The following is a 24,616-nucleotide window of genomic DNA, read 5'->3' on the forward strand; positions in this document are numbered from 1 at the left end:
GCTCAGAACGGTGGGTCGTCTCCCAGACTCGCCGGTCGGCGCAACGTCCGACCCGGGCAGCCGCGCGCGTAGGCGCGGTCGAGGGTGAAGCGGACCCGTCCAGTGGTCAGCTGGGTGGCGAGCCCCTCGGCACGGTCGGGCACGACCCGCCGCCTGTTGCGGTGGCGTTCGGCCCGGCTCAGCTCGTGGGCGAGTTCTTCCTCCCACACCGACCAGAGCACTCCGGGCGCGTCGACCGGCCCCACGGCCTCGGCTTCGACTCTGGCATGCGGGTGCCTTTGCGGCCGGCGTTCTGGGTGCTGGAGTTCTGGGTGCAGGCGTTCTGGGTGCTCTGGTTCCGGTGGCGTGGGTTCTCGTTGCTCGGGCCCTCGTCGCTCGGGCCCTCCGACTCCCTTGAGCAGGGTGACTCGCGCCGGTGGCTCGCCGTCGAGGCGTTGCAGGAAGTCGGTGGGGAGGGTCGAGCGCACTCTGCCGGTCGGGTCGGTCCAGGTGACGGTGGCGTTGGGCTCGATGCGGACCCGCCATCGGACGGTCTGCTTGATGCGGTGGTGTCGGCGGCACAGGCACATCAGGTTGGCCGCATCGGTCGGCCCCAGTGGCCAGGGTCGGACGTGGTCGAGGTCGCAGAAGCGGGCGTTCACCGTGCACCCGGGGAAGCGGCACTGCCCATCCCGGGCTCTGACCAGGTCGACCAGCGCCGCTGGTGGACGGTAGGCCTTGGACTCGGTGAGACGCTGTCGACCAGTCCTGTCGGGGTCGATGGCCGCGGCCAACAGGGCACCGGTCTTGGCGTCGCAGGCGACCACCTCGTGGCGCACGGTCGGTGCGATGCCTGCCGCGCCGTCGCTCGATGTGTCGCTCGTGGTGTCGCTGGTGGAGTCGCTAACGCAGTCGCTCGTGGAGTCGCTCGTGGAGTCGCTGTTGGTGTGGCTCGTGGTGTGGCTCGTGGTGTCGAGATGGGAGTCAGCAGCATCTCCGAGGGTGTCGAGCCACGACCTCAGCACCTGGGTGGTGCCCGGCATCCCCAACCCAGCCACCGTCACCAGCGTGTCGGCGTCACGTGCACCTGCTGCGCTCCCGGCGACTGCCTCCACCGCCGGTCCTGCCTCGGTCGGCACCGTCTTGCCGCGGGGCTCCGCCATCTGCGTGATCGTGGTTGGCGCCGTGTCGCCAACGGACTCGTGAGTCGTCGCCGTGCGCTGGTCCTGCGCGGTCAGCTGGTCCGGCGCGGCGAGCTGGTCGGCGGGGACGGCGAGCTGCACGACGAACGTGCCGGTGGCGCGGGAATGGATCAGGTCCATCAACGCATCCGCGCGGGCCTGCTCCACCCCTGTCGCCCTGCCGCCGCGGACGTACTCGCGCGCCAGCCCGTCTACCACCGCCCACCCGCTGCGCGACATCTCGGCCGGGAAGCTGCCCATCCAGGTGTCCACCCCGGGCTCGTCCCCGGGCCAGCGGCGCAGGCTCCGCTCGGACCGCGCCCGGGACGCCTTGGCCCGCATCAGGTCCGGGTCCACCGCCCCCAGGACGCGGCGCACCCGCCGCCGCAGCGCCGCCGCCGGCTCCGAACCGAGGCCGTCGGCGATCCGCGCGACCACCAGGGCACAGGTCTCGGGTGCAGCGTCCCGCAGCTCCTCACCCACGACCCGGGCGCGGTACTCGTCGAGGCGGCCTTCACCCATGGCCGCGAACACCCCCGGCACCCGGGTCACCAGGTCCACGGCCGCGCCGAGGCGGCTGCCGGCGACTGCGTCGCTGACCCCCAGCTGGTCACTGACCAGGGCCGGCGCGTCCAAGCGCTCGTGCCCCAACCCGCGGTGCTGCTCCACCATCGTCCCGTCCTCCAGGACCACGTCCTCGATCGCCGCCACGTGCGCCATCGCCAGCATCTGCAGCGCCGCAGCCTGGTTGATCACCGACTGGCACTCACCCACCAGGTCCACCAGCTCACCCAAGGACCGGTCACGCCCATCCGCGCGCAACCGGGCCAGCTCCCCTTGGAGCTCGCTGGAAGTCACGGACGCATCGAACATGCGTTCGACTCTATCGGGACCCTCCGACAGCGCGAATCGCCTCGGCGACCAGGGCGAAGCGTGCCGCGTCGATGGCTGCGCCCTCGCGCCGGATGCCGCTGGGTTTCACGCGGATGATCCGGTCCACCTTCACCTCACTGGGCCGCCGTTGCCGGTCCCAGGCACCCACGCCGATGCTCACGCGGTTCGGCGCCGCACGCCGGTTTCGCTCTGAGTCGCCGCGCAGCTTGGTGGTCAGCATGACGCCGAGCAGCCAGCGCCCGTCCCGCCCGATCAGCAGGACGGGACGGTCCTTGCCCTCGCGGTGGTTGTCCTCGAACGGCACCCAGGTCCACACGATCTCACCCGGATCCGGCCTCCCATCGGCGACGGGGGAGTACTCCATCGCGGGGGTGCCGACGAAGTCTCCCGGGTAGGCGCCGGTGACCCATCGCCACAGTCGCCCGAGCCACCCCTGGTTGGTCATGGCCGTGGTCTGCGTCGAGTTCCCCATCGGCCCGAGGGTACTGACGATCGCCCGACACCACGGCTGGTTCGGCCAGGTCCGAAGGCGCCGGTCAGGACCAGCCTCGGCGCGCTCCCAGCAGGGCGAGAAAGGTTCGCGCCATCTGACGTTGGTGGTCGCGGACGGCGCTGAGCGAGCCGGGGAACGTCGGCTTCACGCACGCGTCGACCATGTAGCCCACGATGACCGCGAGGAAGGCATCGACGGCCTCCGGGTCGACATCGTCGAGAAGCGGCGACCGCTGGACCATCCAGTCGACGTCGAGACCGTGGTGCGCCATCAACGGCAGGAGCCCGACGAAGTCGCACCACGCGGGCCCACGCGCGACCCAGTTCCAGTCGAGCAGACGCGCCCGGCCCTCCGGGGTGATGAGCATGTTGTCCGGCCTCAGGTCGCTGTGCACCAAGCGATCTCCGACGAGGGCCTCGCTGGCCAGCCGTCCGAGGCCGGCCACCTCGGCCGCTCGCTCGGATGGCAGTGGCGGTATGCCGTCCGGCCACGACCGCGCGCCGTTCGCCAGGTCGTCCAGGCACGCCAACGACGCGGCGTCGCCGCCGACGTCGAGCGCCAGGGAGGCGTCGGTCAGCCCGGCAACGACCGAAGGGTCCATCTGGGCGAGCTCGATGCACGCGGCGTGCGCCGCCTCGGCATCGCGCTGGGTCCACGGCGTCCCGGGCATGTCACCGTCGATGGCTTCGAGGACGACCAGTTCCCAGTCCCCGGTCGAAGTAGCCCCTACCAGCTGCGGCGCGGTCACCCGGCCCGCGAGGAGCCGCAGGATGCGCGCCTCGCGCGGAATGGCCTGCAGGGCGAAGGGCGCCGAGGGCCCGGCAGCCTTGGCAAAGACTCGGCGACCGTCGCGCAGGCCCAGCAACCCGGCATACGCGCCGGTGAAACCCGTGGTCACTGGTGGGGGGGCGACCTCGACCGGCGACCCGGCCACGGTCGCGATGCCGTCGCGCACCTCCGGTGGCAGCGCTGCGAAGGCCGGTCGCACGGAGGTGTGCCGGTAGTCGACCTCATCGGTCACGGGCGGTCCTTGGGCCTCCACAGCAGCCGGCCCGGACGGCGGCGGTCGCGCAGGGCGTGGGAGCGCCAGACCAGGACCGGGTGCGACGCCAACGCGTTGACCACCCAGACGAAGAAGCCCTTCTCCGTGGTGGCCCGGTCGGCCAGCGCGTTCACGTCGACCGTGCGGTTGAGGTACTTGCCGGCGGCGAGCGTCGCCATCGCCCCGGCGCTGCCGTGGGGGACGAGGGAGTACCCGAAGTTGTCGGCGGTGTACTCCTGGCTGCGGCTCAGCGTCGACCCGACGAACGGGATCCACTGTGCCCCGCTGATGGCCAGGATCCGCCAGTAGCTCGTGTGGCCCGCGGCGATGTGCCCCACCTCGTGCCCGATGATGAACCGCAGCGCGTCCGGGTTCCGTGCCTGCCCGCCGATCTCGAACAGGTCGCTGTACACGAAGATGAACCGGCGGTACCCGTGCCCGGAGGCGGCGGCGTTGATCATGCCGTTGCCCAGGACGACGTACGCGTCGGGCACCTTCGGCAGACCGTAGTGCGCGCAGGCGTCGAGCAGCATCTGGTGTGCCTCGGGGTACTGCGTCGGCGAGATCTTCACGCCGGACAGGCGCAGGCTCGCGTAGAGCTGGCCACGCAGGAAGTAGATGAGCAGCGGTGCCGCCAGGAAGAACACGGCATAGGGATCGGGCTCCCGACGGTCGATGATGGCCGAGGCCACCTCGTAGCCCGACACGGCCCACACGAGCAGCGACCCGAGGATCACGACCACCAGGCAGAGGTTCTCGAGGGGGTGTCGCAGGTGGGACCGCACGTGCTGGCGGTACCCGGGTGGGGCAGGGGGGAGCAGCGGCGCCTCGCCGGCGGGCTGCGGTGCCCCTGGCGGGTGGGCGTACCGGATCTGTTCGGCCATGGTCCCCTCGATGCTGTGTCGGTCGCTCCGATGCTATGTCTCGACGGCTGGGCGATCCGCACCCAACCCGCCACAGGGGCGCACCATGGAGGAATGACCGGCCGACCTGCTGTCGTTGCACTCCCGTGACCGACGCCACCCTCTCCGCGCAGACAGAGCTCGACGAGCCCACGGTCCGCCCCGCGCACGTGAACCTCGCCCTGCTGGCGCTGGCCGTCGGTGGGTTCGCCATCGGTACCACCGAGTTCGTGACGATGGGGTTGCTCCCCGAGGTGGCGGCCGGGGTCGATGTCGACATCCCGACGGCTGGCCACATCGTGTCTGCCTATGCCGCGGGCGTGGTCGTGGGCGCACCGGTCCTGGCGACCCTGGGCACGAAGATGCCCCGCAAGCAGCTGCTGCTCTGGCTGATGGGGGCCTTCGCCGTGGCGAACGTGCTGTCCGCCTTCGCGAGCAGCTACGGGCTGCTCATGGCGGCGCGGTTCCTGTCGGGACTGCCGCACGGCGCGTACTTCGGGGTCGGGTCGCTGGTCGCGGCGTCGATGGTGCCAGCCCACCGTCGCACCTGGGCGGTGTCGATGATGATCACGGGACTCACGGTGGCCAACATCGTCGGTGTGCCCGTCACGACACGGATCGGCCAGAGCTATGGCTGGCAGTGGCCGTATGCCGCGGTGGGAGTGATCGCCCTGGTCACCGTCCTCGCGGTGTGGCGCTGGGTGCCGTTCTGCCCGCCCGACGGCGGGGTGAGCATGCGTTCGGAGCTGTCTGCCCTGAAGCGGCCACAGGTGTGGCTGGCGCTGGGGATCGGCACCGTCGGCTTCGGCGGCATGTTCTCCACGTTCTCCTACATCTCACCGACGATGACCGAGCTCGGCGGCTTCGGCCGCGCGACCATCCCGCTGATCCTCGCGCTCTACGGCGTGGGCATGACGGTCGGAGCGCTCCTCTCGGGTCCGGTGTCCCGCCTCGGCCTGCTCCGGGGGATCACCGTCCTCCTGGTGGCGATCGCCGTCATGCTGTTCCTGTTCGGCCCGGCCGTTCAGGCGGCGAAGTGGTCCGGCCTGATCGCCGTCTTCGTGCTCGGGCTGCTGCCCAGCATCCTCGTCCCGATGCTGCAGACCCGGCTGATGGACGTCGCCCACGAGGGCCAGGCCCTCGCGGCCGCCCTCAACCACTCGACCCTCAACATCGCCAATGCCCTCGGCGCCTGGCTCGGGTCGATCGTCCTCTCGGCGGGTCTGGGCTACGAATGGCCGTCCAGGGTCGGCGGCATGCTGGCCGTGGCCGGGATCGGCATCGCCCTGTGGTCGGCCCTCCTGCAGCGATCGACCAACCGGCGCCAGTCGAGCCAGGCGGCGAGGACAGGGGCGCCGGCAGCCACGAGCTGACGGCGCGTCACCGGCATACCCCGTTGCATGGGAGGATGGGCCGTTCCGTTCTCCCGATGCCCCGTGAGGTTTGAAGCACCCGTGTCCCCGATGGCCCGCACCGCGCTGCAGCCGCACGCAACGCCGCCGGACCTGATCCGGAACTTCAGCATCATCGCCCACATCGACCACGGCAAGTCGACGCTGGCCGACCGGATGCTCCAGGTCACCGGCGTCGTCGACGGCCGCGACATGCGCGCGCAGTACCTCGACAAGATGGACATCGAGCGCGAGCGCGGCATCACGATCAAGTCGCAGGCCGTCCGCATGCCGTGGGAGCTCGACGGGACGACCTACGCGCTCAACATGATCGACACCCCCGGGCACGTCGACTTCACCTACGAGGTGTCGCGGTCGCTCGCCGCGTGCGAGGGCGCGGTCCTGCTCGTCGACGCTGCCCAGGGCATCGAGGCCCAGACGCTGGCGAACCTCTACCTCGCCATGGAGAACGACCTCGCGATCATCCCGGTGCTCAACAAGATCGACCTGCCCGCGGCGCAGCCGGAGAAGTTCGCCGAGGAGCTGGCCGGCCTGATCGGCTGCGAGCCGGAGGACTGCCTGCTCGTCTCGGGCAAGACCGGTGTGGGCGTCGAACCCCTGCTCAACGAGATCGTCAGGCAGCTGCCGCCGCCCACGGGTGACGCGGACGCGCCCGCCCGCGCGATGATCTTCGACTCGGTCTACGACACCTACCGCGGTGTGGTCACCTACGTCCGGGTCATCGACGGCAACCTCAACCCCCGCGAGAAGATCGCGATGATGTCCACCAAGGCCACCCACGAGCTGCTCGAGATCGGGGTCAGCTCGCCCGAGCCCACTCCGGCCAAGGGGCTGGGCGTGGGGGAGGTCGGCTACCTCATCACCGGCGTGAAGGACGTGCGCCAGTCCAAGGTCGGCGACACCGTCACCAACGCGGCCAAGCCCGCCAAGGAGGCGCTCGGCGGCTACCGCGACCCCAAGCCGATGGTGTTCTCGGGTCTCTACCCGATCGACGGGTCGGACTACCCCGACCTGCGCGACGCCCTCGACAAGCTCAAGCTCAACGACGCCGCGCTGGTCTACGAGCCCGAGACGTCCGCCGCACTGGGCTTCGGCTTCCGCATCGGCTTCCTCGGCATGCTGCACCTCGAGATCGTGCGCGAGCGGCTCGAGCGCGAGTTCGATCTCGACCTCATCTCGACGCTGCCCAACGTCGTCTACGACGTGACGATGGACGACGGCAAGGTGCTCACGGTCACCAACCCGAGCGAGTTCCCCTACGGCAAGGTCAGCTCGGTCACCGAGCCGATCGTGCGCGCCACGGTGCTGGCACCGAGCGAGTTCATCGGCGCGATCATGGAGCTGTGCCAGCAGAAGCGCGGCACCCTGCGCGGCATGGACTACCTCTCCGAGGAGCGCGTCGAGATGCGCTACACGCTCCCGCTCGCCGAGATCGTCTTCGACTTCTTCGACCAGCTCAAGTCGCGCACCCGTGGCTACGCCTCGCTCGACTACGAACCCGACGGTGACCAGGTGGCCGACCTGGTCAAGGTCGACATCATGCTCCAGGGGGAGACGGTCGACGCCTTCAGCTCGATCGTCCACAAGGACAAGGCCTACGCCTACGGCGTGATGATGGCCGGCAAGCTCAAGGACCTCATCCCGCGCCAGCAGTTCGAGGTGCCCATCCAGGCTGCGATCGGCTCACGCATCATCGCCCGCGAGAACATCCGCGCGATCCGCAAGGACGTCCTCGCCAAGTGCTACGGCGGCGACATCAGCCGCAAGCGCAAGCTGCTCGAGAAGCAGAAGGCCGGCAAGAAGCGGATGAAGAACATCGGCAGCGTCGAGGTGCCGCCCGAGGCCTTCATCGCCGCGTTGTCCAACGACGCAGTCACGAAGAAGTAGCCGCTTCGCCGTTTCGCGGTGTTACCGTCCGGTAACATCAGCGCATGGTCGACACCTACGCGATGTACCGGCGCCTCACGGCATACCCGCAGGGCAAGCGTCTCTTCTCGCTCGTCTTCGAACAGGCTGCGCCCTACTTCCGCACCGCACGTCCCCGGTTCGTCGAGCTGGGACCCAACCGTGCCGAGCTGACCATCAAGAAGCGTCACCGCGTGCAGAACCACATCGGCACCGTCCACGTCATCGCGATCTGCAACGGCCTCGAGGCGGCCATGGGCGCCCTCGCGGAGGCGACCATCCCGCCGACGCGCCGGTGGATCCCCAAGGGCATGGAGGTGGAGTACACCGCCAAGGCGACCACCGACATCACCTGCGTCGCCGAGACGGACCCGGCCGACTGGGCGCGCGAAGGCGACGTGGAGATCCCGGTGCGGGTCAAGGGAGTCCGCGGGGACGGCACCCCCGTCGTGCAGGGCACCATCCGCCTCTGGGTCACCGACAAACCGGCTCGGTGAGCCGCCGCAGGCGAGCGCCACGACCCGGTATGCCGCGGGGCCGGGTCAGGCCCGCAGGCTCGCGCGCAGGGCGTCCACCTCGTCCTCGCTCCAGCCCTGCGCGCGCAGCCAGCCGCTGGCGCCGCCGTAGCGCTCGGTCAGCACGCTGAGGATCCGCTCCATCGTCTCCGGCTTGGGACGGTGGTGGTCCATCGGCTGTCCCGCCAGGACCTCGCCGTAGGCGGGGCGAGCCATCAACCTGGCCACGACCCGCTCGATCCGCTCACCCGTGGCGACGTAGTCGGCGACGACGTCCTCGTCGCTCACGCCAGCCACGGACAGGGCCAGACCCACGACGGTGCCCGTACGGTCCTTGCCTGCGGCACAGTGCACGATCGTCGCGCCGCGGCTGCGCGAGACGACCTGCAGGGCAGCGCTGACCGAGTCCGGCCGGTGGGCGAGGTAGCCGAGGTAGTGGCTGGCCCAGTAGTCGTCGTCGAGACGCGGCTCGGCGTCGGCAGCGGCCTGGGCAGCCTTGGACCAGGGGAGGACCAGCGCCTCCGCCGCCGTCACCTCCCGGACGTCGTCGCGGAAGAGTGAGTGGTGGTGGTGCGTGAGGTCCCGGGCACGCAACGGCCCCGGGCCCTCGATCTGCACCTCGACGTTGCTGCGCAGGTCGACGATGTCGGTGACGCCGATGCGCTCCACGAGGTCGACGATGTCGGCGTCGGTGAGGTCCTGGAGGTTGTCCGACCGCAGCAGTCGTCCGGTGGCGACGTGGCCACCGTCGGTGGTCGGCAGGCCTCCGACATCACGCATGTTGACGACGCCGTCGAGGTCGATCCAGAGAGGGGTGGTCACCTGCTCGACCCTACGCGTGAGACCCCCGGACATAGGTGAAGGCCTCGGAAAGTATGAGTTTCCGAGGCCTTCGACGGTCAGGACCGAGGTCCTGACCGACGCTCTCGCCGAAGCGATTGCGTGGGTTATTTCTAATCCAGGGACGACTGCGCCACAAGTGGTTCAGCGGAAATTTCTGGGACTTTCGGGGGCCATTTCGAGTCCACTCCGGCGTGTCCCCAAGACACGCCGTGTCCGGGCTGCGGGCGTCGCCTGCGAGGATGGAGCCATGCCCAGCGCCCTGCCCGACGGTGACCCCGCGCCGTCGGACGGGCTCCTCCCAGAGGCATCGCTCCAGGCTCTCGGGGACCGTCCGTTCGGCATCTACCTGCACGTACCGTTCTGCTCGGTGCGCTGCGGCTACTGCGACTTCAACACGTACACGCTGACCGAGCTCGGCGTCGACGGAGCCAGCATCGGCACGTTCGCTGACGCGGCACTGCGTGAGCTGGTGTTCGCGGTCGACGTGCTCGGCGAGGTGCCGACCGTCGACACGGTGTTCGTCGGCGGCGGGACCCCCACGATGCTGGCCGCGGAGGACCTCGCCCGGATGCTGCACGGCATACGGGACCGTTTCGGGCTGGCTCCTGGCGCCGAGGTGACCACCGAGGCCAACCCCGACTCGGTGACTCCCGCGGGGCTCGCCGTCCTCGCCGAAGCAGGGTTCACCCGGGTGTCGCTCGGAATGCAGTCGGCGGTGCCGCACGTCCTGCAGACCCTCGAGCGCACCCACGACCCGGCCAACGTCGAACGCGCGGTCGACGCCGCCCGCGCCGCCGGGCTCCAGGTCAGCCTCGACCTCATCTACGGCACCCCGGGCGAGTCCCTCGACGACTGGCGGACCAGCCTGGCTGTGGCGAGCTCGCTGGAGCCCGACCACATCTCGGCGTACGCCCTGGTGGTCGAGGAGGGCACCAAGCTGGCGGCCCAGGTACGGCGCGGACAGGTGCCCGCTCCTGAAGACGACGACGAGGCGGCCAAGTACGAGATCGCCGACGAGCACCTCGCCGCGGCGGGCTACACCTGGTACGAGGTGAGCAACTGGGCCCGGCGCGAGGATGCGCGGTGCCGCCACAACGAGGGCTACTGGGCCGACGGCAACTGGTGGGGGATCGGGCCGGGCGCACACAGCCATGTGGGCGGAGTGCGCTGGTGGAACGTCAAGCACCCCAACGCGTATGCCGCCCGCGTCGCCGAGGGGCTCAGCCCGGCTCACGGGCGGGAGACGCTGACCGACGAGCAGCGGTACGACGAGCGAGTGCTGCTCGGCGTGCGGCTCGTGGACGGTCTGCCGATCGCGGACCTGCGTGACGACGGGCGCCTCGCCGTCGCCGGCCTGATCGCCGACGGTCTCGTGGACGCGCAGGCGGCCCTGCGCCGTCAGCGGGTGGTGCTGACGAGGCAGGGCCGCTTGCTGGCGGACACCGTCGTGCGACGGCTCCTGGGGCTGCGCTGAAGTTCGGACTGTGCTGACGTTCGCACTGCGCCGACCGCCAGGCAGTTACCTCACCAGCTCGGGCGTGAGGGGGTAGCGGTACCACTCGCCGTGGTTGGCCTTGACCGCGGCGATGATCGAGAAGACCACCCAGGCGATGCCCGTGGCGATGAAGAAGGGGATCCCGATCAGCACGAACGAGAGGAGCCCGAAGACCCACAGCGCGATCGTGATGACGATCTGGAAGTTGAGCGCCTGCGCGGCGTGGAACCGGATGAACGGCCCCCGGTCCTTGAACACGAGGAAGACGATGAGCGGGCCGAGGAACGGGAAGCCCACCATGGCCGCGACGAACGGGGCGATGTGGACGAGGGTCGCCCAGGTCTTCTCGTCCTGGGGCGACATCGGCCGGGGAGCCACGCCGTAGGCCGCCGGCGGGGGCTGGGTCGGCGGCCGGTCCTGTGGCTGGTCCTGTGGCTGGTGCGGCGTCGGCTGGTAGCCGGGGGGCGCCTGTGGGGGCACCTGCGACTGCTGCGGCTGCTCTGGTTGGTCGGTCATGGGTCTCTCCGTGGTGAGGGTCTGCGTGGTGTCTGCACCCAGTGAAACGCACGACGACCTCCGAAAGTCCACCTTTCGGGGTGTAGGCAGGGGAGGTTCAGGGACAGGTCAGGGTCGACCCCGAGGCAGGGGTCGCCGAGGACGTCAGTGCCCCGGCTCGCTCACCCTGTGACATCTCGTGACTCCGTCACCCTGTGACATCTCGTGACTCCGTCACGAAGTCGATGAGCTCCTCGACGCTGGCCAGCAGGGTCGGCTCGAGGTCGGCGTAGGAGCGCACGGTCCCGAGGATCTGCTTCCACGCCCGCGCGATGTCGGCCTGGTCGTGGAGCGCCCAGCCCAGGTGCGCGCAGATGCCGTGCTTCCAGGACTGGCCACGGGGGATGACGGGCCACTGCGACAGCCCGAGCCGCTCCGGGCGCACGCTCTGCCACACGTCGACGTACGGGTGCCCCAGCACACGCACGTGCGCGGCATACGGTCCCCGCGCGGCGTCCTGCACCACCCGGTGCTCCTTGGTGCCCGGCAGCAAATGGTCGACGAGGACTCCCATCCGGCGGCCGGGGCCGGGCTGGAAGTCCGCGATCGCCGCGACCAGGTCGTCCACGCCGTCGAGCAGCTCCACGACGACGCCCTCGACCCGCAGGTCGGCGCCCCAGACCTTCTCGACCAGCTCGGCGTCGTGCCGGCCCTCGACGAAGATCCGCGAGCCGCTGGCCACCCGCGCGGTCGCTCCGTGGACGGCCCGTGAGCCGGAGGCGGTGCGCGAGGCGACGGCCCTGGCCTCCGCCAGCTGCGCGCGCGCGGCAGCGGTGGGCGGCGTCAGGATGACGGGGGAGCCGTCGAGCAGGAAACCCGGACCCATCGGGAAGCCCTTCGTGCGGCCGCGTCGGTCCTCGAGGTGCACGACGCGCATCCCGCCGGCCTTCTCGACGCGGACCACCGCACCGCACCAGCCGGTCTCGACGTCCTCGACGACCAGGCCGGTCTCGGCCTCCACCTCGCGGGAGCGGCCCCGCGGGGGGACCTTCCAGTCGCCGGACAGGACATCGGAGCCATAGCGGTCGGACACCGACGCAGGGTATGCCGCCTCGGGGCCTTGGCGGCGCGGGCGCGCCGCCCGTGCGGTCAGGACACGGGAACAACGTAGACTTGGCACTCGCTGAGCCTGAGTGCCAGCCTGTCCGTAGCCGGGCCAGATCGGTCGAAGGAGGTGCCTGATGAGTGAAGAACGTCGACTCGCAGTGTTGCGCGCGATCGTGCAGGACTACGTCCAGACCTCTGAGCCGGTGGGTTCCAAGGCCCTGCTGGACCGGCACCAGCTGGGGGTCTCGGCCGCGACCGTGCGCAACGACATGGCGGCACTGGAGGAAGAGGGCCTGATCGCGGCTCCGCACACCAGCGCCGGGCGCGTGCCGACCGACGCCGGCTACCGCCTGTTCGTCGACCGGTTGAGCTCGGTCAAGCCCATGACGGCGGCCGAGCGGGCCGCCATCGCCCAGTTCCTCGAGGGCGCCGTCGACCTCGACGACGTGGTGGACCGGACGGTCCGACTGCTCGCCTCACTGACGCGGCAGGTCGCCGTCATGCAGTACCCGTCGCTGACCCGGTCGACAGTGCGGCACATCGAGTTCGTCGCGATGGGCCCGACCCGCCTGATGGTCGTGCTCATCGTCAACACCGGCCGCGTCGAGCAACGCATCATCGAGACGAGCCACGACCTGTCCAGCAAGGACGGCGAGGCGACCCTCGGGCTCGTCCGGGTCAAGGTCAACGCGCGCGCCGTCGGGCAGCGGCTGGTCGACGCCGCGGCGTCCCTGGCGAGCCTCGCCGACGAGTTCGAGCCGGGCGACCGTGACCTGGTGCGGGCCGTCGTGCGGTCCCTCGACGACGCCCTCGTCGAGGAGCGCGAGGAGCGTGTCGTCCTCGCGGGTACGGCGAACCTCGCGCGCGTCGGCACCGACTTCCCGCTCAGCATCGGCCCGGTCCTCGAGGCCCTCGAACAGCACGTCGTGCTGCTCAAGCTGCTGGGCACCGCGCGCGAGACCTCCGACACGGTCTCGGTGCGCATCGGCCACGAGAACCCGTTCGCCGGGCTCCAGTCGACCTCGGTCGTCTCGACCGAGTACGGCTCGGGCTCCGAGCTCGTCGCCGGTCTCGGCGTCCTCGGCCCCACGCGGATGGACTACCCCACGACGATGGCGTCGGTGCGGGCCGTGGCGACCTACGTCTCCCGAATCCTCGCGCAGTGACGCGCGTCCGACCTCGTACCACCGACCGTCACCCCGGTGACACCAAGGACATTCGTTGAACGACTACTACCAGGACCTGGGTGTGTCCCGGGACGCCAGCCCCGACGACATCAAGCGCGCCTACCGCAAGAAGGCCCGCACGCTGCACCCGGACGTCAACCCGAGCCCGGAGGCGGAGGAGCAGTTCAAGAAGGTGTCGCAGGCCTATGACGTGCTCTCCGACGCCGACAAGCGCCGGTCCTACGACATGGGGTCGGACCCCTATGCCGGCGGCGCTGCCGGGTTCGGGCAGGGGTTCTCCTTCAGCGACATCATGGACGCCTTCTTCGGCGCCGGGGCAGGTCAGGCACAGCGGGGTCCGCGGTCGCGGCAGCGACGTGGCCAGGACGCCCTCATCCGGCTCGACATCGACCTCGGCGACGCCGTGTTCGGTGCCGAGAAGGAGCTCGCCATCGAGACGGCCGTGGTGTGCTCCACCTGTCACGGTGACGGTGCCCAGCCGGGCACCGCTCGCCGCACCTGTGACGTGTGCGGCGGTCGCGGCGAGATCCAGCAGGTCCAGCGCTCCTTCCTCGGCCAGGTGATGACGACCCGTCCCTGCGTCACCTGCCAGGGCTACGGTGAGGTGCTCGTCAGCCCGTGCTTCGAGTGCTCCGGTGACGGCCGGGTCCGCACCCGCCGTACCCTCAAGATCAAGGTGCCTGCCGGAGTGGACACCGGCACCCGCATCCAGCTCGCAGGCGAGGGTGAGGTCGGCCAGGGCGGCGGTCCCGCCGGCGACCTCTACGTCGAGGTGGCGGTGCGGCCCCACCAGACCTTCCAGCGGCGTGGGGACGACCTGCACTGCACCGTCGAGCTGCCCATGACCGCCGCCGCTCTCGGCACCACCGTCAAGCTCGACACGTTCGACGGCAGCAACGAGCTCGAGATCAAGGCCGGCACGCAGCCCGGCGACGCCATGACGCTGCGTGGCCTCGGGGTCACGCACCTGCGCGGCACCGGCCGCGGCGACCTCATCATCCACGCCAACGTGCAGACCCCGACCCGCCTGGACGAGCAGCAGGAGGAGCTCCTTCGCCAGCTGGCCACGCTACGCGGTGAGGAGCACCCGGCCGGGCGGTTGTCCCCGGCCCACCCCGGGCTGTTCGGCAAGCTCCGCGACGCCTTCAAGGCCAAGTAGCCAGGTCCGCCCGACGTGACCCTGCCGCTGTTCCTCGTCGAACCAGCCGTCCTCGTCGAGGCTGCCGCGGGCACGCGCGTGGTCCTCGATGGTCCGGAGGGCCGGCACGCAGCCACCGTCCGCCGGATCGCCCCCGGAGAGCGGGTGATGCTTGCCGACGGCGCCGGCCTGCGCGTCACCTGCACGGTCCAGGCGACCGGCAAGGCAGAGCTCGAGCTGGTCGTCCTGGAGGTGTGCCGCGAGCCGGAGGTTGTGCCCCGGTTCGTCCTCGTGCAGGCCCTGGCCAAGGGTGACCGCGACGACCAGGCCATCGAGGCGGCGACCGAGTTCGGGGTCGACGAGGTGGTGCCCTGGCAGGCGTCGCGCAGCATCGTCCAGTGGCGTGGTGAGCGTGGCGACAAGGCCCGCCGCAAGTGGGAGTCGACGGTCACCGCAGCGGCCAAGCAGTCCCGCCGCGCGCGAGTGCCGGTCGTCGCAGAGCTGGTCACGACCAAGACCCTCGCGGCGCGCATCGCCGGCGCCGCGGCGGCATACGTGCTGCACGAGGACGCGACACAGACCCTTGCGGCCCAGGCGCTCCCGACCGACGGCGACGTCCTCGTCATCGTGGGCCCGGAAGGCGGGATCACCGCCGAGGAGGTCGGTGCGTTCGAGGAAGCAGGGGCGCTGACCGTCCGCCTCGGCGACACCGTGCTGCGGTCCTCCAGCGCCGGGCCTGCCGCGCTCGCGGTGCTGAGCGCGGCCGGCCGCTGGCGCTGAGGGACCCTAGCGGACCGAGAAGGACACGACCTTCTCTGCCGCCAGCTTGTTGCCACCCTCCATGCTCGGCTCGAAGACCCGGATCGAGTAGTCGCCGGCGGTGAGCTTGCCGAGGTCGATGGAGTAGGTGCCCTGCATCGGGGCTCCGATCGAGGCCGTGGTGTGCCCGGCCTTGACCTTGGTGCTGCCGCGCCTGAGCTCGTAGGTGACGTTGGCCTCGAACACGATCGCCAGGCCCTCCACGACCACCGGCTTGGCTGCCGAAAGCACCTGGTCGCGGCCGGGCGTGGTGACCCAGATGGGAGCGACGTCCTCATAGAGCCGGTCGGACGGCGGCCTGGTGAAGGTCTGGGCCGTCGAGATCGACCCGAACAGCGTGGTCGAACCGTCGGCGACCTCGAACCGCACAGGGAAGGTCTGCTGGATCGCGGCCTGCGCGGTCCACACGAGCTCCTGGACGGCGAGCCGCTTGTTCTCGTCACCGACGACGGCGTCCTTGGAGCCGCCGTTGGCCAGGTGGACCGTGATCAGCCTGTCGGTGACGGTCACGTCGCCGATGGTCTGGCCGGACCACGGCTGGAGGTAGCCGTCGGTGTTGCTGTAGGGCTGGGCGTTGATGGCCAGCACGAGCGCGGCCTTGGCCTTCTCCGCCGGGGTCGCACTCGTCGGGAGCTCGCTGCGGATGAAGTCCCGGAACAGCCGGTAGGTGGGCTTGTCGTCCCCGATCGGCCCGACGAAGTAGACGGGCAGTGACACCGACTGCGTCGCGGCCGGGCCACTGGTCGACGGCGACGAGGAGGGCGACGTCGTGGGACTCGTGCTGGCGGACCCGGTCGCGGACTGCGACGGCCCGGAGGTCTGCGGGGGCGTGATCGTGGGCCCGTCGTCCTGGGCGGACCACCACACGCCGCCGATGATCGCCGCCACGGCCGCAGCGGCCGCCAGCGGCATCATCCAGCGCCGGGTGCCCGTGCCACCGGCACCGGTCAGCGGGCCCGCCTCGTGGGCCTCGTGCAGGATCGTGTCGAGGCGGTTCGACGGGTGCACCTGCTGGACGTCCTGGGCCAGGGCCTGGCGCAGTCGCCGCTCGACCTGGTCGAACTCTCCCGGCTCGTAGTCGGGGTGCAGGAAGTCGATGCGATCGCTCATGACGCTGCCTCCATCCGGTCGCGCAGCGTGGCGAGCCCGCGGTGGGCATGGGCCTTGACCGAGCCCGCGGAGATGCCGAGGGCGTCGGCGATCTCGGCCTCGCTCAGGTCGAGGTAGTAGCGCATCGTCAGGACCTCTCTCTGGCGCTGGGGCAGTCGCCCCAGCGCGCTGATCATCGAACTGGTGCTCTCGGACTGGAGGGCGCGGTCCTCGGCGCTCGCCTCGGTGTGCCGTGTGTAGGCCGTGGGCTCACCCTGCTCGCGCGCGACGTAGCGCTCCTCGACCCCGCGGTGTCGCAGGCCCGAGCGCGCTCCGTTGACGACGGACCGACGTAGGTAGGCAGACGCCGCCTGGTGGTCGCGGATCGAGTCCCACCGTCGGTGCACGGCGATGAACGCGTCCTGGACGACCTCCTCGGCCGCGAGGTCGTCGCGCAGCAAGAGCCACGCCAGTCGGACCAGCCCGGTCCAGTGCGCGGCATACAGCTCGGCGATGGCCTCGTCGGCCGCCGGCCGGACCTCGCCACGGTGGTCATGCTCTGCCACGCTCAACAGTCTCACGACCTGATGACGCGCAGCCCTGTCAACCGGTTGACGCGCCGGGCGCAGGTTTCTCACCCAGGTGGAGCGACCTTCACGGGGGCGCCTGCAGGTTTCGTTCCGATTGGAGGGATACCTGCATGGGTAGGCTCGATTCATGGAGACTTCGGCGACGCGGCACACCGACCCCGACTGCCTGTTCTGCAAGCTCGTGGCGGGGGACATCCCGGCCACCGTGGTCTACGAGGACGAGGCGACCTTCGCGTTCCGGGACCTCGAACCCCAGGCTCCGACCCATGTCCTGGTGGTTCCGCGCCACCACGTGCCCGATGTCGCAGCGCTTGCGCAGGAGGCACCCGACGACGTCACGGCCCTGATCCGCGCCGTGGCTGCCGTCGCCGCGCAGGAGGGCATCGCCGACCGTGGCTACCGCTCGGTCTTCAACACGGGCGCGGAGGCACATCAGACCGTGTTCCACGCCCACGTCCACGTGCTCGGCGGCCGGTCCATGACGTGGCCACCCGGCTGAGCGGCACCGTAGACTGGTCGGACCATGCCAGATCCTGATCATCCGACCACGCTGGGGGGCGCGCCCGAGGGTGCCCTTCCGATGCCCACCCACACCGTCGAGATTCCTGCCCAGGTGCAGATGGTGACCCTCCTCGGTCCGCGCGACGAGCTGCTCCGCACCATGGAGCGGGCCTTTCCGCAGCTGCAGATCCACGTCAGGGGCAACGAGTTCCACCTGTCCGGCCCGAGTGCCGAGGTCGCGCTCGCCGAGCGCACCATCGACGAGCTGCTCCTGGTCATCGACGGCGGTCAACCGCTCAACCGCGACGCCGTCGAACRCTCCATCAGCATGCTGCGTGCCCAGACGACGGAGCGGCCCGCCGACGTGCTGACGATGAACATCGTGAGCAACCGCGGCCGCACCATCCGGCCCAAGACGCTCAACCAGAAGCACTACGTCGACGCGATCGACGAGCACACCATCGTCTTCGGCATCGGCCCGGCGGGCACGGGCAAGACCTACCTCGCGATGGCCAAGGCTGTCGCCGCGCTCCAGGCCAAGCAGGTCAACCGCATCATCCTGACCCGGCCGGCAGTCGAGGCGGGCGAGCGGCTGGGCTTCCTGCCCGGCACGCTCAACGACAAGATCGACCCCTACCTGCGGCCGCTCTACGACGCGCTCCACGACATGGTCGACCCCGAGTCGATCCCGCGGCTGATGGCTGCCGGCACCATCGAGGTCGCGCCGCTGGCCTACATGCGTGGGCGTTCCCTCAACGACGCGTTCATCATCCTGGACGAGGCCCAGAACACCTCACCCGAGCAGATGAAGATGTTCCTGACGCGCCTCGGCTTCGGGTCCAAGATGGTCGTGACCGGTGACGTGACCCAGATCGACCTCCCCGAGGGCACCCGGTCGGGGCTGCGGGTGGTCCGGGACATCCTCGGTGACGTCGAGGACATCCACTTCTCCCTGCTCACCGCCCAGGACGTCGTCCGGCACCGCCTGGTGGGCGCCATCGTCGACGCCTACGGCCGCTGGGACGATCAGGGCCAGCCCGTGCAGGGCGAGCGCCTCCGAGGACAGAACGGGCAGGGCGAGCAGCACGGTCAGGGAGGGCGAGGGCGTGAGCGTCGACGTTCTCAATGAAACCGACTTCGAGCTCGACGAGCTCGAGCTGGTGGCGCTGAGCCGCTACGTCATGGGGGAGATGCGGGTCCATCCGGGCGCCGACCTGTGCCTGCGACTGGTGGACGAGGCCGCGATGGAGGTGCTCCACGTCCAGTGGATGGACCTGCCCGGCCCGACGGATGTGATGAGCTTCCCGATGGACGAGCTGCGGCCGGCCCGGGAGGGCGACGAGCCCGAGGAAGGCGTCCTCGGCGACATCGTCCTCTGCCCGTCGGTCGCGGCCAAGCAGGCCGCCGACGCGGGACATGCGACCGAGGAGGAGCTCCTGCTGCTGACCACGCACGGGATCCTGCACCTGCTCGGGTACGACCACGCGGAACCCGAGGAGGAGCGCGAGATGTTCGAGCTCCAGCGGCAGCTGCTGCTCACCTTCCTCGCGGGCCGCGGGCGGCCCGCCACCTGATGGGGCGCCGATGACCGCACTCGTCTTCGCGGCCCTGCTCAGCATCGCTGCAGCCTTCCTCCTCTCAGCGGCCGAGGCGGCCCTGTGGCGGATGTCCCGGGTGCGGGCCCAGGAGCTGCTCGAGGAGAAGCGCACCGGCGCGGTGGCCCTGTCGCGCATCGTCGCCGACAGCGCGGCATACCTGTCCGTGACCGCGTTCCTGCGCATCGTGGCGGAGTCGACCACCGCCGTCCTGATCACGCTCGGGACCATCGACCTGGTCGACGGGTTCTGGCGCAGGCTGCTCATCGCCATCGGGATGATGGCCCTCGTGTCCTTCGTCGTGGTGGGGGTCTCGCCGCGCACCCTCGGGCGTCAACACTCGGATTCCGTTGCCCTGCTTGCCTCCCCGATCATCGTGGGGCTGCGCACCTTCCTCGGGCCGGTGGCCAGGGTGCTGGTCGCCCTCGGCAACGCCGTGACACCGGGGCGCGGCTACCGCGACGGCCCGTTCCAGAGCGAGTCCGAGCTGCGCGACCTCGTCGACCTGGCGGGTGAGAGCTCGGTCATCGAAGCCGGAGAGCGCGAGATGATCCACTCCGTCTTCGAGCTCGGTGACACCGTGGCGCGCGAGGTGATGGTGCCTCGCACCGACATGGTGACCATCGACGGCGAGAAGACGCTGCGCTCGGCGATGTCGCTGTTCCTGAGGTCCGGGTTCTCCCGCATCCCCGTGGTGGGCGACGGTTCCGACGACGTCCTCGGGCTGCTCTACTTCAAGGACGTCGTCCGCCGGGTCAACGCCGACCACGAGTCGGGCACCCTGCCGGTCACCGCGCAGATGCGACCCATGCACTACGTCCCCGAGAGCAAGCCGGTCGACGACCTCCTGCGCGAGATGCAGCGCGACCAGAGCCACTTCGCGCTCGTCGTCGACGAGTACGGCGGCACGGCCGGCCTCGTGACGATCGAGGACATCATCGAGGAGATCGTGGGCGAGATCGCCGACGAGTACGACCGCGAGGCGCCCGGGGTCGAGGACCTCGGCGACGGCACCTTCCGCGTCCCCGCCACCATGGACATCGACGACCTCGCGGACCTCTTCGGCGTCGACATCGAGGAGGACGAGGTCGACACCGTCGGAGGCCTCATCGGCAAGTCCATCGGACGGGTCCCGATCGTCGGCTCCCGCTGCGAGGTGGGCGGCCTTGCCCTCACCGCCGAGCGGATGGCCGGTCGTCGGCACCGCATCGCCAGCGTCATCGTGCAGCCCCTGGTCGTCGACGACGAGGCGGACGCCGACGGTGGGCGCGAGCGCACTACGGTGGAACCCGAGCGCGAGGGAGTGTCATGACTGCGAGTGGTTCCGGACCGACCGAGGGTGCTTCACCTTCGATCGCCACGCCATCGGACGCCACGCCATCGGAATACACCGCCGGCTTCGCCTGCCTGGTCGGGCGGCCCAATGCCGGGAAGTCGACGCTGACCAACGCCCTCGTGGGGGAGAAGGTGGCGATCACCTCCTCGAAGCCCCAGACCACCCGGCACACGATCCGAGGGATCGTCTCGACGCCGGCGTCGCAGCTCGTCCTGGTCGACACCCCGGGGCTGCACAAGCCGCGGACCCTGCTGGGGGAGCGGCTCAACGACGTCGTGCGCGAGACCCTGCTCGAGGTCGACGTCATCGGGTTCTGCCTCCCGGCCGACCAGAAGATCGGTCCTGGCGACGGGTTCATCGCCCGCGAGCTCAAGGAGATCCAGCAGGACCGGCGCCGGCCCGTCGTCGCGATCGCGACCAAGATCGACGCGGTCGACCGACAGCGGCTGGCCGAGCACCTCATCGCGATCGACCAGCTGGGGGACTGGGCGGCGATCGTGCCCTGCTCCGCCGTCGACGGTCGCCAGGTCGAGGACGTGGCGCAGGTGCTGTCGAGCTACCTGCCGCCGTCGCCGGGCCCCCTCTACCCCGTGGGACAGCTGACCGACGAACCGGACGTCGTCATGATCGCCGAGCTGGTCCGCGAGGCCGCCCTCGAGGGAGTCCGCGACGAGCTGCCGCACTCGCTGGCCGTGGTCGTCGAGGAGATGTTGCTGCGCCCCGGCCGCCCGGAGGACAAGCCGTTGCTCGACATCCGCGTCAACGTCTTCGTCGAACGGTCGTCCCAGAAGGCCATCATCATCGGCCGCGGTGGGTCGCGACTGCGTGAGGTCGGCACCACTGCCCGGATCGGCATCGAGAAGCTGCTGGGCCAGCGGGTCTACCTCGACCTGCACGTCAAGATCGCCAAGGACTGGCAGCGCGACCCCAAGCAGCTCCAGCGCCTCGGCTTCTAGTCGCTCCCGGTTCTGGACCATCCCCTCGTCCGCGTGTGGTGAGGCTCACGGCATACCTGGGAACCGTTGCAGGGCAACGGATCTGGCTCAAGCACTTGCCCCGTGTGGTGTCGGCGACTTGAGATCGTTGGTCGTTCTCGACAGGGTTGGCGGTCGGCCGCAATGGTTTTGAACCGCAACTGATACGTCACCGACGAGAACCGAAGGAGCGGCGCCCTCCCCAACGAGGGCGCCATAGCCACGTGGACACGACACTGACCAAGACGGGCCCCGTTGCCCCGGCAGAAGCTGCCGGCGAGCACGACGCCCTCGAGCACCTACCGGACAACCAGCACCCCGCCCTCGACCCCGTCGTGGTGGAGCACCAGGCCGACGAACCACAGAAGGTCGACACCATCGTCTTCGGTGTCACCGCCGCCATCGCGGTCGCCTTCGTCCTGTGGGGCTTCCTCAGCACCGACACCCTCAGCTCGGCGTCAGGGGCTGGGCTCGGCTGGGTCGTGCACAACATGGGCTGGCTCTTCTCGCTCGTGGCGTCGGGCTTCGTGCTCTTCGTCATCTGGATCGCGGCCAGCAAGTACGGGCGCATCACCCTCGGCCGTGACGACGAGGAGCCCGAGTTCAAGACGGTCTCCTGGATCGCGATGATGTTCTCCGCGGGCATGGGGATCGGCCTGATGTTCTACGGCGTGTCCGAGCCGCTCTCGCACTTCGTGACGCCGCCGCCCGGCACCGGGGCGGCCGGGAACCCCGAGGCGGTGCAGAACGCCATGGCCACCACGCTGTTCCACTGGACCCTGCACCCGTGGGCCATCTACGCGGTCGTCGGCCTGGCCATCGCCTACGGCGTGTTCCGCAAGGGGCGTTCGCTGCTCATCAGCTCGGCATTCGCACCGCTGCTGGGGGAGAAGCACACCAACGGTCCTGCCGGTCGCGTCATCGACATGCTCGCGATCTTCGCGACGCTGTTCGGCTCGGCCGCCTCGCTCGGCCTCGGCGCGCTCCAGATCGGTTCGGGCTTCCAGATCGTCGCGGGCATCGGCAAGGCGGGCAACATGCTCCTCGTCGCCATCATCGCCGTCCTCACGGTGTGCTTCATCCTGTCGGCCGTCTCCGGCGTCGCGAAGGGCATCCAGTGGCTGTCCAACATCAACATGGTGCTGGCCCTCGGGCTCGCGGTCTTCGTCTTCGTCGTCGGCCCCACTGTCTTCATCCTGGACCTCGTGCCCACGGCCGTGGGCTCCTACTTCCAGGACCTCGCGATGATGTCGGCGCGCACCGACGCCGCCGGCGGTTCCGCCATGAAGGAGTGGCTGTCTGGCTGGACGATCTTCTACTGGGCCTGGTGGGTCAGCTGGACCCCGTTCGTGGGCATGTTCATCGCGCGCATCTCGCGGGGTCGCACCATCCGCCAGTTCGTGACCGGCGTCCTGCTGGTCCCGAGCCTGGTGTCCCTGGTGTGGTTCGCCATCTTCGGTGGCGCCGGCATCGACATGCAGCGTGGTGGCACCGACCTGGCGGGTGCAGGGTCCTCCGAGGGGACGCTGTTCGCGATGCTCTCGCACATGCCCTTGTCGACGATCACCTCGATCGTCGTCATGGCGCTCGTCGCGATCTTCTTCGTCTCCGGCGCGGATGCCGCGTCCATCGTCATGGGCACGCTGTCCGAGCGAGGCACCCTCGCACCCAGCCGCAAGACGGTCATCTTCTGGGGCGCCGCCACTGGTGCGGTCGCCGCGGTCATGCTGCTGGTCGGCGGTGAGGACGCGTTGTCAGGGCTGCAGAACATCACCATCGTGGCGGCGCTGCCGTTCCTCGTCGTGATGATCGGGCTGGCCATCGCGCTGGTCAAGGACCTCAGCAGCGACCCGCTCATCGTCCGCCGCGCGTATGCCGTGGCTGCGATCGAGCAGGCTGTCGTGGCGGGCGTGACCGAGCACGGTGACGACTTCACCCTGACGTTCGAGGAGTCCGCTCCTGGCGAAGGTGTCGGCGATCTCGTGACCGTGGGGTCGACTTCCGACAACGAGCACGCAAGTTCTGCCACATCGTGAGCCGCTGAACCGCTGCACGACCGAGCCGACCTATCCTTGGTCCCATGAGAATTGGTGTCTTCGGGGCCACCGGGCAGGTCGGCTCGGTCATGCGCGCACTCCTCGCCGAGCGGGGCTTCCCGGTCGACGAGATCCGCTACTTCGCCTCGGCGCGGTCAGCAGGCACGACGCTGCCGTGGGCCGGTGGCGAGGTCGTCGTCGAGGATTCGGCCACGGCTGACTTCTCCGGGATCGACATCGCGCTCTTCTCCAACGGGGGAGCGGCCTCCAAGGAGCTCGCCCCCAAGGTCGCCGCAGCGGGGGCGATCGTGGTCGACAACTCGTCGGCCTGGCGCAAGGACCCGGAGGTCCCGCTGGTCGTGAGCGAGGTCAACGCCGACGACCTCGACACCATCCCCAAGGGCATCGTCGCCAACCCCAACTGCACGACGATGGCCGCGATGCCGGTGCTCAAGCCGCTGCACGACGAGGCAGGTCTGGTTCGCCTCACCGTGGCGTCCTACCAGGCCGTGTCTGGATCCGGTGGCAAGGGCGTCCAGGAGCTCGACGGCCAGCTGCGCGGTGGGTATGCCGCGGGCGCACCTGCCGACCTCGCCCTCGACGGGCGCGCGGTGGAGGTGCCGGCACCGAACGTCTACGCCGTGCCGGTGGGCTTCAACGTCATCCCGCTCGCCGGGTCGATCGTGGACGACGGCTCGCTGGAGACCGACGAGGAGCAGAAGCTCCGCAACGAGTCCCGCAAGATCCTGCACATCCCCGACCTCCTTGTCTCCGGCACCTGCGTGCGCGTGCCGGTCTTCACGGGTCACTCGCTGGCCATCCACGCCGAGTTCGCCGACGACATCACGCCGGAGCGCGCTCGCGAGCTGCTGGCCAAGGCGCCGGGTGTCGTCGTGACGGACGTGCCCAACCCGCTCGAGGCCGCCGGGCGTGACGAGGTCTACGTCGGGCGCGTGCGCGTCGACCAGGCCGCCCCCGCCGGCAAGGGACTGGTGCTGTTCGTCGTCGGCGACAACCTGCGCAAGGGTGCGGCCCTGAACGCCGTCCAGATCGCCGAGGAGCTGCTCAAGCGCCGCTGACCCGCAGTC

The 24,616-nt window shown here is 70.1% G+C and carries 23 protein-coding genes; 14 read left to right on the plus strand and 9 right to left on the minus strand.

Annotated elements, in window-relative coordinates; genetic code table 11:
• Positions 1–2 precede the first annotated feature (2 nt).
• From AC1DXJ_RS17510 to AC1DXJ_RS17525, 4 genes are all read right to left on the minus strand, one after another.
• Complete coding sequence (locus AC1DXJ_RS17510; protein ID WP_477637549.1) at positions 3–2,033, minus strand: HNH endonuclease signature motif containing protein; 2,031 nt, start codon at positions 2,031–2,033, stop codon at positions 3–5.
• A gap of 10 nt (positions 2,034–2,043) precedes the next feature.
• The gene (locus AC1DXJ_RS17515) at positions 2,044–2,526 is read right to left on the minus strand and encodes a type II toxin-antitoxin system PemK/MazF family toxin (protein WP_477631955.1); all 483 of its coding nucleotides are present in this window, start codon (positions 2,524–2,526) and stop codon (positions 2,044–2,046) included.
• Positions 2,527–2,590: 64 nt separating this feature from the next.
• Positions 2,591–3,568, minus strand: coding sequence for a phosphotransferase family protein (locus AC1DXJ_RS17520; RefSeq protein ID WP_477631956.1), 978 nt, complete (start codon positions 3,566–3,568; stop codon positions 2,591–2,593).
• On the minus strand, positions 3,565–4,473 hold the full coding sequence (locus AC1DXJ_RS17525) for a M48 family metallopeptidase (protein WP_477612537.1): 909 nt from the start codon (positions 4,471–4,473) through the stop codon (positions 3,565–3,567). The genes AC1DXJ_RS17520 and AC1DXJ_RS17525 overlap by 4 nt, the downstream gene beginning before the upstream one ends.
• Positions 4,474–4,598: 125 nt before the next feature.
• Between AC1DXJ_RS17525 and AC1DXJ_RS17530 the strand changes: the two genes are divergently transcribed.
• The 3 genes from AC1DXJ_RS17530 to AC1DXJ_RS17540 all read left to right on the plus strand — a co-directional run bounded on the left by AC1DXJ_RS17530 (position 4,599) and on the right by AC1DXJ_RS17540 (position 8,305).
• Positions 4,599–5,864, plus strand: coding sequence for an MFS transporter (locus AC1DXJ_RS17530; protein ID WP_477631957.1), 1,266 nt, complete (start codon positions 4,599–4,601; stop codon positions 5,862–5,864).
• 90 nt (positions 5,865–5,954) lie between these two features.
• The gene (gene lepA, locus AC1DXJ_RS17535; protein ID WP_477613405.1) at positions 5,955–7,790 is read left to right on the plus strand and encodes a translation elongation factor 4; all 1,836 of its coding nucleotides are present in this window, start codon (positions 5,955–5,957) and stop codon (positions 7,788–7,790) included.
• A 44-nt stretch (positions 7,791–7,834) separates the two neighbouring features.
• Positions 7,835–8,305, plus strand: coding sequence for a hotdog fold domain-containing protein (locus AC1DXJ_RS17540; RefSeq protein ID WP_477624662.1), 471 nt, complete (start codon positions 7,835–7,837; stop codon positions 8,303–8,305).
• A gap of 45 nt (positions 8,306–8,350) precedes the next feature.
• Here the strand turns inward: AC1DXJ_RS17540 and AC1DXJ_RS17545 are convergent, their stop codons facing one another.
• Positions 8,351–9,145, minus strand: coding sequence for a tyrosine-protein phosphatase (locus tag AC1DXJ_RS17545; RefSeq protein WP_477631958.1), 795 nt, complete (start codon positions 9,143–9,145; stop codon positions 8,351–8,353).
• A gap of 268 nt (positions 9,146–9,413) precedes the next feature.
• On the opposite strand from AC1DXJ_RS17545, the gene hemW reads away from it, so the two are divergent.
• Positions 9,414–10,640: a radical SAM family heme chaperone HemW gene (gene hemW / locus AC1DXJ_RS17550; protein WP_477637550.1), complete on the plus strand. Its 1,227-nt coding sequence runs from the start codon at positions 9,414–9,416 to the stop codon at positions 10,638–10,640.
• A gap of 45 nt (positions 10,641–10,685) precedes the next feature.
• Here hemW and AC1DXJ_RS17555 read toward each other — a convergent pair whose 3' ends face one another.
• Positions 10,686–11,177, minus strand: a complete 492-nt coding sequence (locus tag AC1DXJ_RS17555; RefSeq protein ID WP_477631959.1) for a DUF4870 domain-containing protein — start codon at positions 11,175–11,177, stop codon at positions 10,686–10,688.
• A 187-nt stretch (positions 11,178–11,364) separates the two neighbouring features.
• Complete coding sequence (locus AC1DXJ_RS17560; protein WP_477637551.1) at positions 11,365–12,249, minus strand: DUF3097 domain-containing protein; 885 nt, start codon at positions 12,247–12,249, stop codon at positions 11,365–11,367.
• Positions 12,250–12,397: 148 nt separating this feature from the next.
• Here AC1DXJ_RS17560 and hrcA point away from each other — a divergent pair, with 148 nt between their 5' ends.
• From hrcA to AC1DXJ_RS17575, 3 genes are read left to right on the plus strand one after another with little or no spacing between them, the layout of a single operon-like run.
• Positions 12,398–13,429, plus strand: coding sequence for a heat-inducible transcriptional repressor HrcA (hrcA, locus tag AC1DXJ_RS17565; protein WP_477612544.1), 1,032 nt, complete (start codon positions 12,398–12,400; stop codon positions 13,427–13,429).
• Between the two features lie 55 nt (positions 13,430–13,484).
• On the plus strand, positions 13,485–14,609 hold the full coding sequence (dnaJ, locus tag AC1DXJ_RS17570) for a molecular chaperone DnaJ (protein ID WP_477612545.1): 1,125 nt from the start codon (positions 13,485–13,487) through the stop codon (positions 14,607–14,609).
• 15 nt (positions 14,610–14,624) lie between these two features.
• Entirely contained in the window at positions 14,625–15,368 is a 744-nt protein-coding gene (locus tag AC1DXJ_RS17575) for a 16S rRNA (uracil(1498)-N(3))-methyltransferase (RefSeq protein WP_477637552.1), read from the plus strand.
• 6 nt (positions 15,369–15,374) lie between these two features.
• On the opposite strand, the gene AC1DXJ_RS17580 is transcribed toward AC1DXJ_RS17575, so the two are convergent.
• Both AC1DXJ_RS17580 and AC1DXJ_RS17585 read right to left on the minus strand, forming a co-directional pair.
• Positions 15,375–16,517 (minus strand): Gmad2 immunoglobulin-like domain-containing protein, encoded by a 1,143-nt coding sequence (locus tag AC1DXJ_RS17580; protein ID WP_477637553.1) that lies wholly within the window; start codon positions 16,515–16,517, stop codon positions 15,375–15,377.
• A complete protein-coding gene (locus AC1DXJ_RS17585; protein ID WP_477631963.1) occupies positions 16,514–17,062 on the minus strand; it encodes a SigE family RNA polymerase sigma factor in 549 nt (182 codons plus the stop codon). Before AC1DXJ_RS17585 ends, AC1DXJ_RS17580 begins: the two co-directional genes overlap by 4 nt.
• A gap of 151 nt (positions 17,063–17,213) precedes the next feature.
• Between AC1DXJ_RS17585 and AC1DXJ_RS17590 the strand changes: the two genes are divergently transcribed.
• The 7 genes from AC1DXJ_RS17590 (at position 17,214) to AC1DXJ_RS17620 (ending at position 24,607) form a co-directional block, all read left to right on the plus strand.
• Positions 17,214–17,585 (plus strand): histidine triad nucleotide-binding protein, encoded by a 372-nt coding sequence (locus AC1DXJ_RS17590; protein WP_477631964.1) that lies wholly within the window; start codon positions 17,214–17,216, stop codon positions 17,583–17,585.
• A gap of 81 nt (positions 17,586–17,666) precedes the next feature.
• Entirely contained in the window at positions 17,667–18,716 is a 1,050-nt protein-coding gene (locus AC1DXJ_RS17595; RefSeq protein WP_477637554.1) for a PhoH family protein, read from the plus strand.
• On the plus strand, positions 18,694–19,161 hold the full coding sequence (gene ybeY, locus AC1DXJ_RS17600; RefSeq protein WP_477612551.1) for an rRNA maturation RNase YbeY: 468 nt from the start codon (positions 18,694–18,696) through the stop codon (positions 19,159–19,161). The genes AC1DXJ_RS17595 and ybeY overlap by 23 nt, the downstream gene beginning before the upstream one ends.
• Positions 19,162–19,171: 10 nt before the next feature.
• The gene (locus AC1DXJ_RS17605) at positions 19,172–20,494 is read left to right on the plus strand and encodes a hemolysin family protein (RefSeq protein WP_477612552.1); all 1,323 of its coding nucleotides are present in this window, start codon (positions 19,172–19,174) and stop codon (positions 20,492–20,494) included.
• Complete coding sequence (gene era, locus AC1DXJ_RS17610) at positions 20,491–21,474, plus strand: GTPase Era (RefSeq protein ID WP_477631966.1); 984 nt, start codon at positions 20,491–20,493, stop codon at positions 21,472–21,474. Before AC1DXJ_RS17605 ends, era begins: the two co-directional genes overlap by 4 nt.
• Before the next feature lie 356 nt (positions 21,475–21,830).
• On the plus strand, positions 21,831–23,528 hold the full coding sequence (locus AC1DXJ_RS17615) for a BCCT family transporter (RefSeq protein ID WP_477637568.1): 1,698 nt from the start codon (positions 21,831–21,833) through the stop codon (positions 23,526–23,528).
• 44 nt (positions 23,529–23,572) lie between these two features.
• Positions 23,573–24,607: an aspartate-semialdehyde dehydrogenase gene (locus AC1DXJ_RS17620; protein WP_477637555.1), complete on the plus strand. Its 1,035-nt coding sequence runs from the start codon at positions 23,573–23,575 to the stop codon at positions 24,605–24,607.
• The last annotated feature ends 9 nt before the right edge of the window (positions 24,608–24,616 follow it).

This window comes from Pedococcus sp. P2_D9 (genome assembly GCF_056404275.1).

Excerpts from the sequence above, each read along its gene's own strand:
- AC1DXJ_RS17605 (WP_477612552.1), top strand. The coding sequence starts at position 19,172 with ATGACCGCACTCGTCTTCGCGGCCCTGCTCAGCATCGCTGCAGCCTTC.
- hemW (WP_477637550.1), top strand. The coding sequence starts at position 9,414 with ATGCCCAGCGCCCTGCCCGACGGTGACCCCGCGCCGTCGGACGGGCTC.
- AC1DXJ_RS17555 (WP_477631959.1), bottom strand. The coding sequence starts at position 11,177 with ATGACCGACCAACCAGAGCAGCCGCAGCAGTCGCAGGTGCCCCCACAG.
- lepA (WP_477613405.1), top strand. The coding sequence starts at position 5,955 with ATGGCCCGCACCGCGCTGCAGCCGCACGCAACGCCGCCGGACCTGATC.
- AC1DXJ_RS17510 (WP_477637549.1), bottom strand. The coding sequence starts at position 2,033 with ATGTTCGATGCGTCCGTGACTTCCAGCGAGCTCCAAGGGGAGCTGGCC.
- AC1DXJ_RS17580 (WP_477637553.1), bottom strand. The coding sequence starts at position 16,517 with ATGAGCGATCGCATCGACTTCCTGCACCCCGACTACGAGCCGGGAGAG.
- era (WP_477631966.1), top strand. The coding sequence starts at position 20,491 with ATGACTGCGAGTGGTTCCGGACCGACCGAGGGTGCTTCACCTTCGATC.
- AC1DXJ_RS17515 (WP_477631955.1), bottom strand. The coding sequence starts at position 2,526 with ATGGGGAACTCGACGCAGACCACGGCCATGACCAACCAGGGGTGGCTC.
- AC1DXJ_RS17590 (WP_477631964.1), top strand. The coding sequence starts at position 17,214 with ATGGAGACTTCGGCGACGCGGCACACCGACCCCGACTGCCTGTTCTGC.
- AC1DXJ_RS17540 (WP_477624662.1), top strand. The coding sequence starts at position 7,835 with ATGGTCGACACCTACGCGATGTACCGGCGCCTCACGGCATACCCGCAG.
- hrcA (WP_477612544.1), top strand. The coding sequence starts at position 12,398 with ATGAGTGAAGAACGTCGACTCGCAGTGTTGCGCGCGATCGTGCAGGAC.
- AC1DXJ_RS17620 (WP_477637555.1), top strand. The coding sequence starts at position 23,573 with ATGAGAATTGGTGTCTTCGGGGCCACCGGGCAGGTCGGCTCGGTCATG.
- AC1DXJ_RS17525 (WP_477612537.1), bottom strand. The coding sequence starts at position 4,473 with ATGGCCGAACAGATCCGGTACGCCCACCCGCCAGGGGCACCGCAGCCC.